This is a genomic window from Streptomyces sp. AC555_RSS877 (assembly GCF_019049245.1).
GTDB lineage: Bacteria > Actinomycetota > Actinomycetes > Streptomycetales > Streptomycetaceae > Streptomyces.
In genome coordinates this window covers 76,923-90,387 of sequence record NZ_JAGMUK010000183.1, presented here as the reverse complement: position 1 = coordinate 90,387, position 13,465 = coordinate 76,923, and the positions used below count along the sequence as shown (strand labels likewise).

Genomic DNA, 13,465 nt, shown 5'->3' with positions numbered 1-13,465 from the left:
TCTGACTTCGTGGACAGGACGGTGATGTTCCCACCGCGCGTACTCGTGATCGAGGACGACCAGGATGTGAGCGCCCTGCTGGAGCGGCACTTCCGCGAGCGGGGATGCCCCGTGGCCGTCGCGTACTCGGGGGAAGAGGGGCTCGGGCTCGCCTTCGCCGACCCTCCGGACATCGCGGTCGTCGACGTGTTGCTGCCCGGCATCGACGGACGGGAGGTCGTCCGCAGACTGCGGGCGGACGAGCGGACGAGGGGATGCCGTCTGGTCGTCTCCTCGGTGCTCGACCCGGAAGATCTGATCGGCCTCGCGGACGAGGTGCTGGCCAAACCGTTCCGGCAGTCGGCCGTGGCACGGCTCGTGGACTCCTACCGAAACTCCCTGGCCCATGAGTCCCATGAGTCCCATGAGTCCCAGGAGGAGTAATGGCTCATGTCCTGATAGCCGACGACGACGCGGACATCCGGGATCTGGTGGCGTTCAAGCTGACCCAGAGCGGTCACCAGGTCACGGCCGTGGAGGACGGAATGGCGGCGCTCCGGGCCGCGCGTGAGAACACGGTGGACCTGGCACTGCTCGACATACGGATGCCGGGCATGTCGGGTCTGGACGTCTGCCGGGAGCTGCGCGCGGCGTCCCAGACCGCGACGCTCCCCGTCATCATGATCACCGCCCGGTCCCAGGAAGCGGACGTCGAGGTCGGCTTCGCGGCGGGAGCCGACGACTACATCATCAAGCCGTTCAGCCCGCGGGAGCTGTCCAGCAGGGTCACCGCGGTGCTCAACCGGGTGGAACGGTGATGCCCACCGGCCTCCTCGGCGGCGCGTTGCTGGGCCTGCTGGCCGTCGTCTCGGTGCTGAGCCTGCTGATCGTCGGCAACCGGCTCGTCCGCAGGCACCGACAGCGCAGACGCGAGCGGATCGCGGCACCGGTGCGCGGTCTCCTGCTGCAGCTCCTGTGCGCGGAGGACGACGAGCAGACCGAGCTGCTGCACCGGCTGACGGAGATCGACAGGCGGACCTGGGCCGCCCTGGAGCCGAACCTGACGGCGCTGCTGGGGAAGGTCGCCGGCGGAGCCCGTACGGCGCTGGTCCGCCTGTACGAGCTGCGCGGGGCCGTCGTGGACGCCGTCGCCGCCCTGTCGAGCCGCAGCGCGGTCCGGCGGGGGCGCGCCGCCCAGGTGCTCGGTCAACTGCGCCACCGTCCCGCCGCCCCGTCGCTGTGCCGTCTGCTGGCCGACCGCGACCCCGAGGTCCGCCTGGCCGCCGCACGCGCGCTGGGCCGGTGCGGGGGACCGGAGTCCGTTCCGTTCCTCCTCGAGGCCCTCCACGGACCGCGGGCGGTGCCGCCCGCCGTGGTTACCAGGGCGCTGATCTCCCTGGGACCGGAGGCACAGCGGAGTGTCGCCGCGGGACTGGAACATCCGGAGCCTCTCGCCAGAGCCGTGACCATCGAGGTCATCGGCGCGACCGGCGTGGTCTCCCATACGTCCGAGATCGCCCGTGCACTGCGCGAGGACCCCCAGATGGAGGTACGCATCAAGGCGGCACGCGCGCTGGGCAGACTGGGTATGCCCGACGGCCTGGAGCCGCTGCTGGCGGCTGTCCGGCCCGGTCAGCCGGTCGCCCTGCGCATGGTGGGCGCCGGGGCCCTCGGCACTCTGGGAGCCGTCGTCGCGACGGGCCCGCTGGCGGAGCTGCTCGGCGATCCCGACCCACATGTGGCGGCCACCGCGGCTCGCGCGCTGCTGCAGCTCGGCCCGGAAGGGCAGGCCGCGCTGCGCGCGGTGGCCGAGGACCGCTCCCGCCGACAGGCCGCCGCCCAGGCCAGAGCGGTGCTCGCCGAATCGGCGGTCGGGGCCGCACGCCACGACGTCCGCGCGGAGGTGGCTCTGTGATCACGGCGGCAGACGAACCGTGGGCGTCGCTGCTGGGCGCGGCGCACACGCTGCTCACCGTGTGCGACGGCGTGGTGATCATGTACTTCCTGGCCATCAACACCGCATATCTGGTGCTCATCCTGATCGCCCTCGGGGAGTTCGTCAGAACGCTGCGCCGGGCTCCCTTCGCGGGCCATGACGAGGCCGCCACCAGCCCCCTCACCCCACCCGTGTCGGTGATCATGCCCGCGTACAACGAAGCGGCCGGCATCGTCGAAGCGGTACGGGCCATGCTGCTGCTGCGCTATCCGGAGTTCGAGGTCGTCGTCGTCGACGACGGCTCCACCGACGGCACGCTGGACGCCCTGCGGGACGCCTTCGACCTCGCCGAGGTGGAGTACGTGATGCCCGACGACGTCCCCGTACGCGGCAGGGTCACATCCGTTCATCTGCCCAGGGGCGGCCCGGTGCGCCTGGTGGTGGCGCGCAAGGACAACGGCGGCAAGGCCGACACGCTAAACGTCGGGATCAACCTGGCGCGCTATCCGCTGCTGTGCATGGTGGACGCCGACTCGATCCTCGACTCCCAGGCGCTGCTCGCGGTGGCCAAACCGTTCTGCGACGATCCGCTGCGGGTGGTCGCCTCCGGCGGCGTGGTCGGCCTCGCCAACGGCTGCACTGTCGTGGCGGGGCGGGTGGTCGAGGCGCGTGTGCCCCCGGACGTGCTCGGACGCGTTCAGGTCGTCGAGTATCTTCGCGCCTTCCTGCTCGGCCGCACCGGATGGTCCAAGCTCGGCAGCCTGCTGGTCATCGCCGGGGCCTTCGGCCTCTTCCGCAAGGACGCGGTCGTGGCGGTCGGCGGGATGGACCCGGACTGTATCGGCGAGGACGCCGAACTGGTCATCCGCCTCCACCGGCACATGCGCGAGCAGGGTCGTGACTACCGCATCGTCTTCGTCGCCGAGCCGATCTCCTGGAGCGAGGCACCGTCGAAGCTGACGATCCTGGCCCGCCAGCGGCGGCGGTGGCACCGCGGCCTGACGGAGATCCTGCTCAAGCACCGCCGCATGATCGGTAACCCCCGCTACGGCCGCATCGGACTGCTGGCACTGCCCTTCTACGTCGTCTTCGAACTCCTGGCCCCGCTGGTGGAGCTCGCGGGACTGATTCTCGTACCCCTGGGCGTACTGATCGGTGCGGTGAACGTTGACTTCCTTTGGCGCTTCATGCTCGCCGCCTACGCCTACGCCATCGTCGTCAGCATGGTGTCGGTCGGTGCGGAGGAGTACGCCTACCACCGCTTCACCCGGTGGCGGGACGTCTGGGGCGCCGCCGTCGGCGTGGTCGTCGAGAACATCGGATACCGCCAGTTGACAGCGTGGTGGCGGCTGCGCGGCATGTGGGACGCGTTGCGCGGGTCTCCCCAGGTATGGGGTGCCATGACCCGTGCGGGATTCGACTCTCCCGGTCAGGAGAGGGAGAGCGGAGGTGATCGTGCATGAGCCGGGCTTCCAGGCGGGGCAGCGGTCGGGTGGCGCACCGGCTCGGCCTCGCGTTCGGACTGCTGATCCTTCTGATCGCCTTGTGCGGAGCCGGTACGCTGATCGGCGCGCTGGTTCTGGACAGCCAGCGCGACCGGATCAGCGACCGCCTCCACCCCGCCGAGATCGACAATCTGCGCCTGCTCAACGCGGGCATCAGCGTGCAGCGTTCGATGCGGGGCTATTTGGTCACGGGTGACCGGAGAGAGCTCGCCGCCTTCCGTGCGGCCCGGGACAGCATCCCGTCGATCATCGAGGGCGTCCGTGGGCACGAGGTCGCGGACGAAGGCGATCTCGCGGCGCAGCAGCGGCAGATCGAGGCGTATCTGCGACTGGCCGACGACCAGGCGCACACAAGTCCGGGAAGCGCGCAGGCCGTCGCGCTCACCCGGGAGGCCAGCCGGCGGTTCGGCGCGTTCGAGGCGACCAACGCCCGTCTGAACGATCAGCTGAACGAAGAAGAGCAGCGTCTGGAGGGGAACGCCGACGCGGTGATCCGGGCGGGCGTCGCCGGGCTCGGCGCCGCGCTGGTCGCGGCCCTCTCCGTGGCCGTGTACACGTCGGTGCACGCCACGCGCGCCCTGACCGGGCCGCTGCGGAGGACCGCGTGGACGCTCGGCCGGCTCACCGCGGGAGACCGTGCGGCCCGGGTCGAGGTGACGGGGCCGGAGGAGATCCGGGCGGTGGCGCGGTCGGTCAACGTGCTCGCGGACGAGAGCGACCGGCTGCGGGCGGTCGAGAAGGAACGGCATCGGCTGTCGACGGCCGCGAGGGAGACCGGCATCCGGATCAGGGACCGCCTCGAGGTCGACTATGTCCTCGACGCGTCGTGCCACGGCATCGGCGAGGTCATGCACGCCGACTACGTCTTCATCCTGCTCGCCGAGGACGGCGGCTCAGAGTTTCCCGTGGCCCGGGTGTGGTCCGCGGAGCGCGGCCTGCTGCCCGACGAGGAGCAAGGAGGCATACCGGCGCTCCCGGCGGACGTGGTCCGTGACCACTACCGGCGGGGAACGGCCTGGTTGGTCACCGACCTGCCCCAGTACGTGTCCGACACCAGACCGATGCCTGGCGCCCCCGGCTCCTTCGGGACGACCGGGATGCCGGCGGAGAACCGCGCTGCCGCGGCGGCGCTGGGCCTGTACTCGGCGGTGGTCATCCCCATAGGGGTGGGGGAGGAACCGATCGGTGCCGTGTCCGTTGCCCGTACCAGCGCCGACCGACCTTGGCGTCCGGTCGAGGTCGAAATCGCCGAGTCCATGGTCGGCGGTGTCGGCCGGGCGCTGCACACCGCCCTTCTCTACGAGAAGGAGTCGGGCCTGGTGGACAAGCTGCGCGCCCTGGACAAGGCCAAGAGCGACTTCCTGTCCACCGTCTCCCATGAGCTGCGCACCCCGCTGACGAGCATCGTGGGATACATCGAGCTGCTGAAGGACGAGGACACCGGTCCGCTTTCCCCGTCCCAGCTGCGGATGCTGGACGTCGTCGACCGCAATGCCAACCGGTTGCGGGCACTGATCGAGGACCTGCTCACGCTCTCCAGGATCGAGTCGGGAGCGTTCACCTCCCAGAAGGCACCGGTCGACCTGCGACGGCTGGTGACCTCGGCGGCCGACGCGATGAAACCGGCCGCCGAGGCCGCCTCGGTCACACTGGAGACGCGGTGCCCCGAGCAGCCGCTGGTGCTGGAGGCGGACGGCGAACAACTCGACCGGGTCCTGATGAACCTGCTGTCCAACGCGGTGAAGTTCACCCGCGGCGGCGGGAAAGTGAGCGTACGAGCCGACGCGCAGGACGGGGAGGCGGTCCTGAGCGTGAGCGACACCGGCATCGGCATCCCCGCGGCCGAGCAGGAGAAGCTCTTCCAGCGGTTCTTCCGCGCCTCGAACGCCACCGAACAGGCCATCCCGGGTACCGGTCTGGGCCTGACCATCGTGCACACGATCGTGGCGAACCATGGCGGCCGGACGGAGGTGAGCTCCGAAGAGGGCCGGGGTACCACGATCACCGCCTGGCTGCCGCTCACCGGTACGGACGGTGGGGCGGGCTCCGCCTGAACGGCACCGCCCCGCGGCCTCCCGGGGCGCCCGGCACGCCGGCCCCGCCCTGACCGGACCTCAGTTGTCCAGCCCCGCAGGGGCAGTCCGGTACGTGCGCGTCGGCCGTCAGAAGGCCGGCACCGGAAGCCATGGGCATGAGGGTGCCTGGCAACCGGGCTACTCGGATGGCCGTAGCCCGACCGCAACCCCGGCTCGGCGTCCGCTTCTTCGATTTGCGATCTTCAGTGGTTCATTCTTTGCTGGAAATGTTCGACGAGCGGATCGCTTGATCTCCGTCATCGCACGCCGCACCGAAACCGTCGCGACTGGTCTGTTCGGTGGTCCCGGCCGCGCCTTGTGGCAGTGCCTGACATGTGGAGGCGGACGATGGAACCGGAATCGAAAGCCGGGCCAAGGCAGTATGCGGCCGACGACGAGGAGCGGTTTCGGCTGCTGCTCAAGAACTCTCCGGACATGGTCTTCCGCCGGACGATGGAGGGCGTCTACCAGGAGGTGTCCGCCGCGGGGCAGGCATTGCTGGGCCGTCCGGTCGAGGAGATCGTGGGGACCTCGCTGGAGTCCTGGCTCCATCCGGCCGATCTGGAGGAATTCGAGTGGGCGGAGCGGGATCTGCTCCGCGACGGCCGGGTGTCGGTGTGTCTGCGTCTGCGGCATGCCGACAGGCACTCGATGTGGACGGAGTTGACGTCCTGGGTGGTGCGGGGACCCGCAGGCGAGCCGATCGAAGTACGCGGGTTCGTCCGTGAGGCGGAAGGCCAGCGGCGCAGGGAGGAAGCGCTGCGGCTGTTGCAGGACCAGGCACGTTCGGTCATCGAGACCGCCCGGGACGCCTTCGTCTCCATCGACGAGGACGGCCTGGTCATCGACTGGAACCTGAGCGCAGAGAGGCTGTTCGGGTTCAGCCACCGCGAGACGGTGGGCCGTCCGCTGACGGAGACGATCATTCCTGACCGGTACCACGCCGCGCACAGGGCCGGTCTGCAACGGGTGCTGGCCGGCGGAGAGGCTCATGTGCTGGGCCGTCAGGTCGAACTCACCGCCCGTCATCACGACGGCCACGAGATCCCGGTCGAACTGGCGGTGTGGCGGCTGAAGTCGGCGAAGGCGCGCTGCTTCAACGCCTTCATCCGGGACATCAGCGAGCGCAAACAGGCCGAAGCCGCTCTGGCGGAGGCCCGCGACCAGGCGATCGCCGCGTCCCAGGCGAAGTCGCAGTTCGTCGCCTCCATGAGCCACGAGATCCGCACCCCCATGAACGGCGTCATCGGGCTGAGCGACCTGCTGCTGGGCACCGAACTGGATGCCGAGCAGCGACGTTACGCCGAGGGCATTCAGGCCGCCGGCACGGCACTGCTGTCGCTGATCAACGACATCCTGGACTTCTCCAAGCTGGAGGCGGGCAAGCTCGAACTGGACGAGGTCGCTTTCAGCCCGCAGGTGCTGGTGGAGGAGGTCGTCTCGCTGGTGGCGCAGACCGGGCAGGCCCAGGGTCTGGAACTGCTCAGCGACTGCCATCCCGACCTACCCGCGATGGTGCTCGGCGACGCCGGCCGATTGCGGCAGATCCTGCTCAACCTGGCGTCCAACGCGGTGAAGTTCACCAAATCCGGCGAGGTCGTGCTTCGTGCCAGCCCGGCCCCGTCCCGTTCACCCGCAGAGCAGGCGCCGTGGCTGCAATTCGAGGTGGCCGACACAGGCATCGGTATCGCCGGGGCCGATCAGGCACGGATGTTCGACGCCTTCTCCCAGGCCGATGCCTCCACCACCCGCCGCTACGGAGGCACCGGTCTGGGCCTGGCCATCTGCCGCAGGCTCACCGAGGCCATGGGCGGCTCCATCGGCGTCAACAGCCGGCCCGGCCAGGGCAGCACCTTCTCCTTCGTGGTACCGGTTCGCGCACCCGACGCCCCCGAACAACCCCCGGCCCCACCGCACCCCGACATCCTTCGCGGGCTGCGGGTCCTGGTCGTCGACGACAACGACACCAACCGGCTGATCCTCGACACGCAGCTGCGCAGATGGCACATTCAGCCGGCCATGGTCGCCGGCGGCCCTCAGGCACTGGTGGCTCTGCACGAGGCAGAGGCCGCTGGTCGCTCCTTCCACCTCGCCCTTGTCGACATGCACATGCCTGACATGGACGGCCTGGAACTCGCCCGCCGGATCACCACCGATCAGAACTTCGCCCGCGTGCACATGCTGCTGCTCACCTCCGGCCCCCCGCCGCCAGCCGCCGAGTTGCAGGCGGCCGGGATCGCCCAGAGCCTGTCCAAGCCCATCCACCAGTCGCAGCTCCTGGACGCCCTGGTCGAAGTGGCCACCCGGACAACGCCGGTGGCCAGAGCGGCTCCGAAAGCGCAGGCCCCCCGCACGCCCCGGCCCGCCCACCGGGGCCATCTCCTGCTGGTCGAGGACAACGAGATCAACCAGATGGTCGCCCAGGGCATGCTCACCCGGCTCGGCTACAGCACGGACACCGCCGCAGACGGCGCCCAGGCCCTGCGCATGACCGAGGAACACAATTATCAGGCCGTACTCATGGACTGTCATATGCCCCGGATGGACGGCTACAGCGCCACCCGGGAACTGCGCCGCCGGGAACGGGACCACGGCCGTCACCTGCCGGTGATCGCCATGACCGCCAGCGCCCTCGCCGAGGACCGGGAACGGTGCCTGGCCGCGGGCATGGACGACTACATCTCCAAACCCGTCAGCGCCGACAACCTGGAACAAGCCCTCGCGCACTGGGTCCGCCCCGCCGACCCACAGGCGGACAACGAGGACCTGCGCACATCCATCGAGCAGCGGCTGGACGAACTACGCGGCGCCGGCACCCCGGCCGAGCACGAACTGGTGGACAGGCTGGTGGACCACTTCCTCGTCCGGGCCCCCGAGATGACCAGTTCACTCTTCCACGCGCTCGACCGCCACGACACGCAGGAGATCGCAGATCAGGCCCACAGCCTCAGAGGTGCGGCCGGCAACATGGGCGCCGAGGGCCTCGCCGCCCGCTGCCGGGAGTTGGAAGAACACGCGCGTGCCGGACACCCGGCCTCACTGGCCGAGATCGCTCCCCGCCTCCAGGCCGAACTCGACCGCACCTGTCGCACTCTCGAGACGCTCCGCTCCCAAACTCCCGGCCGCGAACCTGGTTGAGGAGCCGCCCGCACACTGCCGCCCGGGCGCGTAGGGGCCAGAGGAGGGAAGGACAATCTGTGGGCAAGGTTCAAGGCCTGTCGCTCGCCCGCCGTGATGCGGCGGTCTGGGTGTATGCGGCGGCAGGGACCACGATCATCATCATCTATCTGGTCAGTTCCTCCTCAGCGCGTTACATGCTGCCCGTGATGGTGGCCGCCTCGGTCGTCTTCGCGATAGCAATGGGACTCGCCAGGAACAGGCCCCCGTCGTTCGTTCCGTGGTGTCTCCTCGCGGCGGCAATGGCGCCGTACACGGTGGCGGACGCGATCTGGGGCATGTACCAGGTCCGCGACGCAGACGTTCCGTTCCCGGGTGTGGCCGACATGCTGTACCTGGGCAGCTACCTGTTGTTCGCCGCGGGACTGGTGACGTTGGCCCGGCAGCAGACAGGCCGTCTGCACTGGGCGGGGCTGCTGGACGCGGCAATCGTCACCCTGGGGTTCTGCATTCTGTCGTGGGCGTTCATCATCGCCCCCTACCTGCGCAGCGAGCTGTCCGCGTGGCCGCTCGCGGTGTCCATCGCCTATCCCGTCGCCGACCTGGTGCTGTTGTCCGTGGCCGCGCGGCTGATGCTCGCCACGGGCAAGCGCACTCCGTCGTTGCTTCTGTGCCTCGGATGGTTGCTGGCCCTCCTCGCCGCCGACGGCCTCTACTACGGAACGATGGCGACGACCGGGACCGCGATCGCGGAGGACGTGTCCGAAGTGGGGTGGATGGTCTCGTCCCTCCTGCTGGGGGCTGCGGTGCTGCACCAGTCGGTCGGCCGTCCGGCACAACTGTCGGACGGCAATGAGAGCATGCCCCGGCGGCGACTGTCGATCCTGACCGCGCTCATCCTGGTGGGGCCGTTGATCATGGTGGCCAATGTCGGGGGTATCCGGTACCAGCCCGTGAACGTCACGGTGATCGTCGGCATGCTGGCGACCCTTTCGCTGCTGTTGGTGCTGCGCATCGCGTTCCTGGCCCAGTACGCCCAGAGCAGGGCCACCGAAGCGCGGACGCAGGCCCACGGCCTCGCAGCATCACTGCGAGAGCAGGAAGAGCTCCAAAAGCAGCTGAGCCATCAGGCGACCCACGACCCGTTGACGGGTCTGGCCAATCGAGCGCTGCTGGACGAGCGCCTGGAATCCGCTCTCGGCCGGTGCTCCGCCACTTCCCCCGCCGGACTGCTGATGCTCGATCTCGACGGCTTCAAGGAAGTCAACGACTCGCTGGGGCACCCGTCCGGCGACGAACTGCTCGTTGACGTCGCACGGCGGCTGACAGGCAGGGTCCGCGAGCAGGACATCGTGGCCAGGCTCGGCGGGGACGAATTCGCACTGCTCGTGGACGGCATGGGCGCGAGAGCACTGTACGACTACACCATGCGGATCCTCGACTCCTTCAAGGACTCCTTCATCCTCGCCCACGGCCATTCGGTTCACGTGACAACAAGCATCGGAGCACGGAACATCACCAGGCCGACCACGCCGGCAGAAGCGCTGAGGGACGCTGACATCGCCCTGTACCGAGCCAAAACCGCAGGCAAGAACCAAGCCGTGTTCTTCGAATCGCCGTAGCGGAGTCGTGAATCGGCTGGGCGACAGGCGCCTGACGGGTGCTAAGACCACGTCAGGCGCCTGACTTCGGGCGCCTAGAAGAAGCCCAGCTTCTTCGGCGCGTAGCTCACCAGCAGGTTCTTCGTCTGCTGGTAGTGCTCCAGCATCATCTTGTGCGTCTCGCGTCCTATGCCGGACTGCTTGTAGCCGCCGAACGCGGCATGCGCCGGGTACGCGTGGTAGCAGTTCGTCCAGACGCGTCCCGCCTGGATCGCCCGGCCGGCGCGGTACGCCGTGTTGATGTCCCGGGTCCACACGCCCGCGCCGAGACCGTACAGCGTGTCGTTGGCGATTTTCACCGCGTCGTCGAAGTCGTCGAAGGACGTCACCGAGGCCACCGGGCCGAAGATCTCCTCCTGGAAGATCCGCATGCGGTTGTCGCCCTCGAAGATCGTCGGCTGGACGTAGTAGCCGCCCTTCAACTCGCCGTCGTACTCGACGCGTTCCCCACCCGTGAGGACCCTCGCCCCCTCCTGCCGGCCGATGTCCAGATAGGAGAGGATCTTCTCCAGCTGGTCGTTGGAGGCCTGGGCGCCGATCATCGTGTCCGTGTCGAGGGGATGGCCCGGCTTGATCAGCTCGGTGCGGGCCACGGCCGCCTCCAGGAACTCGGCGTAGTGGCCGCGCTGGATGAGGGCCCTCGACGGGCAGGTGCACACCTCACCCTGGTTGAGGGCGAACATCGTGAAGCCTTCGAGCGCCTTGTCGCGGAAGTCGTCGTCCTTCGCCCAGACGTCGTCGAAGAAGATGTTGGGCGACTTGCCGCCGAGCTCCAGGGTGACCGGTTTGATGTTCTCCGACGCGTACTGCATGATCAGCCGCCCCGTCGTGGTCTCGCCGGTGAACGCCACCTTCGCGACCCGCGGGCTGGACGCGAGCGGCTTGCCCGCCTCCGCGCCGAAGCCGTTGACGATGTTCACCACGCCCGGCGGGAGAAGGTCGGCGATCAGGCTCATCCAGTAGTGGAGGGAGGCCGGGGTCTGCTCGGCGGGTTTGATGACGACCGCGTTGCCCGCCGCGAGGGCCGGGGCCAGCTTCCAAGTCGCCATCAGGATAGGGAAGTTCCACGGGATGATCTGCGCGACGACGCCGAGCGGCTCATGGAAGTGGTAGGCCACGGTGTCGTCGTCGAGCTCGCCCAGTGAGCCCTCCTGGGACCTGATCGCGCCCGCGAAGTAGCGGAAGTGGTCGATGGCGAGCGGGATGTCCGCCGCCAGCGTCTCCCGCACCGGCTTGCCGTTCTCCCAGCTCTCGGCGACGGCCAGGGGTTCGAGGTGGGCCTCCATGCGGTCGGCGATCTTCAGCAGGATGCCGGAACGCTCGGTCACCGACGTGCGGCCCCAGCCGGGCGCCGCCGCGTGCGCCGCGTCCAGGGCCCGTTCCACGTCCTCCGCCGTGCCGCGTGCGACCTCCGTGAACGGCTGCCCGTTCACCGGCGACGGGTTCTCGAAGTACTGTCCGCGGGCCGGCGGCACGTACTCGCCCCCGATGAAGTGGTCATAGCGCGCCTGGTAGGAGACGATCGCGCCCTCGGTACCGGGCGCCGCGTAACGGGTCATGCTGTCGGCCTCCTTCAGAAGCGCTGCCCGCCGTTGGGCAGCTCTCGGCGCGAGGTTAGAGAGCGCGAGGTTGCAGGTACGTTGCGTGCACCAGGGGTCGGGTACGGGGGCGCGGTCGGCCGTGGCACCGGCAGCCGACGAGGCCTCGGTCAGCGCCCTGACGAGCGTGCCGTCGGCGCCGCCAGCTCCGACTCGAGCCCGGTGAGGCGGGCCCGGATCGTCGCCGTCGGCCGGACCGCGGCGAGTGCCTGCCATACGTCGAGGTCGTCCTCGCCCCAGGGGGCGTGGGCCCAGTCCGCCAACAGGTCGGGATCGCGGCGGGCGACCAGCGCCGTACGCAGTCCGTCGGCGAGACGACGCCTGAGCCTGACCACCGACGGGGCCTGGGAGCCCGGCAGCAGCGGGCCCGGATACGCGGTCGCCGCCGCCGTGACGGCACCGGTCTCCAACCGCCGCTCCAGCACCGCGACATCGGACTCGACCGGCACGGTGAGCCGGTACGGCCGTGACGCGAGCAGGCCGGGGCCGAGCACCCGGCGCAGCCGCGCCAACTCGGCGCGCAGCGTCACCGGCGTCACCGACTCGTCCTCGTACAGCGCGCACAGCAGCTCGTCGCCGGTCAGGCCCTCGGGATGGCGGGCCAGCAGCACCACGATCTCGCTGTGCCGACGGCTGAGCCTGATCGTGCGGCCGGCGGTGTGCAACAGCGCCTCGTCGCGGCCCAGCGCGGTCAGCTCGGCCAGGTCGGTGGCGGGCCCCTCGGGTGCGAACAGCGCCAGGTGGGACTCGGCGGCCCGCGCGACGGCCTGCACGAAACCCAGGCTGTGCGGATGTGCGAGCCCGTCCCCGCCGGTGATGTCCACCGCACCGAGCACCCGCCCGGAACGGGGATCGTGCACCGGCGCCGCCGCGCACGTCCAGGGCTGCACCCGACGGATGAAGTGCTCGGCCGCGAACACCTGCACCGGCCGGTCGACGGCGACCGCCGTACCCGGCGCGTTCGTGCCGACCGCCGTCTCGGCCCACCGGGCACCCGGCACGAAGTTCATCCCTTCAGCCTGTGCGCGAGTGGCCGGATGGCCCTCCACCCACAGCAGCCTGCCGTGCGCGTCGCACACCGCGAGCAGGTGCTCGCCGTCGGAGGCGAACGTGCCCAGCAACTCACGGAACAGCGGCATCACCCGCGCCAGCGGATGCTCGGCTCGGTAGGCGCCGAGGTCCCCGTCCATGAGTTCCACGCTCGCGGTGCCGTCGGGCCCGACGCCGGCCCGCGCGGAACGCCGCCACGAGTCGGCCACCACCGATCGCACCGGCCGCGGCACCCTGCCCGCCTCGGTGAACGTCTCATGCGCGCGCCGCAGCATCCGCACGCGCTCGGCGGGGTCGGCCCCCGGCTCGAGGGCCACCCAGGGATCGCTCAAACCGGCCTCCCTGAAGGGCGATGCGCTCGGGGACATCGTCACGCCGGGTGCCCGTCCGGACAACCGTTTCGACCGCGCTCATCCGAAAGGCGGCCCCGCCGCTCCGGGGCAGACGCCCGCCGGCGACGTGACACGAAGGCCGCACCTCTCGCGAATCACCGTACGGGGCTTGCCGGTTGAGCAGAGGCGCACACGGTGTTTCTGTGGACGAG

The 13,465-nt window shown here is 69.8% G+C and carries 9 protein-coding genes; 7 read left to right on the top strand and 2 right to left on the bottom strand.

What is annotated here, in order from left to right:
• Positions 1-9: 9 nt before the first annotated feature.
• The 7 genes from KUM49_RS40670 (at position 10) to KUM49_RS50475 (ending at position 10,234) form a co-directional block, all read left to right on the top strand.
• Complete coding sequence (locus KUM49_RS40670; protein ID WP_217241968.1) at positions 10-423, top strand: two-component system response regulator; 414 nt, start codon at positions 10-12, stop codon at positions 421-423.
• The gene (locus KUM49_RS40665) at positions 423-797 is read left to right on the top strand and encodes a response regulator transcription factor (protein WP_217241967.1); all 375 of its coding nucleotides are present in this window, start codon (positions 423-425) and stop codon (positions 795-797) included. Before KUM49_RS40670 ends, KUM49_RS40665 begins: the two co-directional genes overlap by 1 nt.
• A complete protein-coding gene (locus KUM49_RS40660; RefSeq protein WP_217241966.1) occupies positions 797-1,894 on the top strand; it encodes a HEAT repeat domain-containing protein in 1,098 nt (365 codons plus the stop codon). The genes KUM49_RS40665 and KUM49_RS40660 overlap by 1 nt, the downstream gene beginning before the upstream one ends.
• On the top strand, positions 1,891-3,378 hold the full coding sequence (locus tag KUM49_RS40655) for a glycosyltransferase family 2 protein (protein WP_217241965.1): 1,488 nt from the start codon (positions 1,891-1,893) through the stop codon (positions 3,376-3,378). Before KUM49_RS40660 ends, KUM49_RS40655 begins: the two co-directional genes overlap by 4 nt.
• Positions 3,375-5,474 (top strand): ATP-binding protein, encoded by a 2,100-nt coding sequence (locus KUM49_RS40650; RefSeq protein WP_217241964.1) that lies wholly within the window; start codon positions 3,375-3,377, stop codon positions 5,472-5,474. The genes KUM49_RS40655 and KUM49_RS40650 overlap by 4 nt, the downstream gene beginning before the upstream one ends.
• A 369-nt stretch (positions 5,475-5,843) precedes the next feature.
• Positions 5,844-8,633 (top strand): response regulator, encoded by a 2,790-nt coding sequence (locus KUM49_RS40645; RefSeq protein WP_217241963.1) that lies wholly within the window; start codon positions 5,844-5,846, stop codon positions 8,631-8,633.
• Positions 8,634-8,692: 59 nt separating this feature from the next.
• Complete coding sequence (locus KUM49_RS50475) at positions 8,693-10,234, top strand: GGDEF domain-containing protein (RefSeq protein ID WP_217241962.1); 1,542 nt, start codon at positions 8,693-8,695, stop codon at positions 10,232-10,234.
• Between the two features lie 74 nt (positions 10,235-10,308).
• On the opposite strand, the gene KUM49_RS40635 is transcribed toward KUM49_RS50475, so the two are convergent.
• Both KUM49_RS40635 and KUM49_RS40630 read right to left on the bottom strand, forming a co-directional pair.
• Positions 10,309-11,832 (bottom strand): aldehyde dehydrogenase family protein, encoded by a 1,524-nt coding sequence (locus tag KUM49_RS40635; RefSeq protein ID WP_217241961.1) that lies wholly within the window; start codon positions 11,830-11,832, stop codon positions 10,309-10,311.
• A 149-nt stretch (positions 11,833-11,981) separates the two neighbouring features.
• A complete protein-coding gene (locus KUM49_RS40630; protein WP_217241960.1) occupies positions 11,982-13,253 on the bottom strand; it encodes a GAF domain-containing protein in 1,272 nt (423 codons plus the stop codon).
• Positions 13,254-13,465 lie beyond the last annotated feature (212 nt).

What these genes read in the sequence shown, in the direction of transcription:
- KUM49_RS40665 (WP_217241967.1), top strand. Translation starts at nt 423, where the DNA reads ATGGCTCATGTCCTGATAGCCGACGACGACGCGGACATCCGGGATCTG.
- KUM49_RS40635 (WP_217241961.1), bottom strand. Translation starts at nt 11,832, where the DNA reads ATGACCCGTTACGCGGCGCCCGGTACCGAGGGCGCGATCGTCTCCTAC.
- KUM49_RS40645 (WP_217241963.1), top strand. Translation starts at nt 5,844, where the DNA reads ATGGAACCGGAATCGAAAGCCGGGCCAAGGCAGTATGCGGCCGACGAC.
- KUM49_RS40650 (WP_217241964.1), top strand. Translation starts at nt 3,375, where the DNA reads ATGAGCCGGGCTTCCAGGCGGGGCAGCGGTCGGGTGGCGCACCGGCTC.
- KUM49_RS40660 (WP_217241966.1), top strand. Translation starts at nt 797, where the DNA reads ATGCCCACCGGCCTCCTCGGCGGCGCGTTGCTGGGCCTGCTGGCCGTC.